This window comes from Brucella thiophenivorans (assembly GCF_002252445.1).
In the GTDB taxonomy this organism is placed as follows: Bacteria; Pseudomonadota; Alphaproteobacteria; order Rhizobiales; family Rhizobiaceae; genus Brucella; species Brucella thiophenivorans.
In genome coordinates this window covers 1-766 of record NZ_NNRJ01000024.1, presented here as the reverse complement: position 1 = coordinate 766, position 766 = coordinate 1, and the positions used below count along the sequence as shown (strand labels likewise).

Below are 766 nucleotides of genomic sequence, written 5' to 3'. Positions count from 1 at the left end.
AGTTACGTCGGCACTCACGTTAAAGTAACAGTGCCATGGCGGGTGTTCGGGCAGAATCATTGCTGGCCTGTGGTGGACGGGTGGTGCGTGTCATGCCGAATGCTTCGGCGGATATTGGCCGATGCTATTCGCCTTGGTGGACCGCTTCTTCGCTCGATGCCACAGACCGTGCGGCGATCACGGATATCCTATCGGTGATCGGCACGTCGGACGAACTGGCCTCGGAAAGTCAGATCGACCTGATGACGGCGGTTTCGGGATCAGGTGCGGCCTATCCGGCGCTGATGGCAACAGCGATGGCGCGGTTCCTGTTAGATCGTGGCGTAGATGAAACCGTCGCTTGGCGTTCTGCAGAGGCGGTCGTTTGCTGTGGTGCGCAGCTGTTGGCGGGTCGGATCATAGATGCGCCTGCGTTGGTCGCCACCTACTGCAATTACAATGGCACGACAGCGGCGGGGCTTCAGGCAGCAGAAGATGCCGGCTTTAGTCGTGCCATTCTGCGCGCATTGGAGGCCGCAACGGAAAAAGCTCGCGGTATGGGTTAGGTCGCATTCGCGGCTAACCGCTGTGCGAATAGTCGAGCCTTGGGTGAGGCTCCGGGTCGGATTCGGAAACAAAAAGTTACGCTTGAAGAAATACTACCTCGCACAACTTTTAACAGCCGCCGGCGCGAAAGTATCCCCTTCATGTGCCTTTTCCACCCAGAACGGCGCCAACATCATCTTCTGCTTGTCATTAAGCATGGAATAAGGACGCCATTTGAGGG

The 766-nt window shown here is 57.3% G+C and carries 1 protein-coding gene; it reads left to right on the top strand.

Features of this window, described 5'->3' with window-relative positions; all coding sequences use genetic code 11:
- Positions 1 to 35 precede the first annotated feature (35 nt).
- A complete protein-coding gene (locus CEV31_RS12320) occupies positions 36 to 545 on the top strand; it encodes a pyrroline-5-carboxylate reductase family protein (protein ID WP_210190918.1) in 510 nt (169 codons plus the stop codon).
- The last annotated feature ends 221 nt before the right edge of the window (positions 546 to 766 follow it).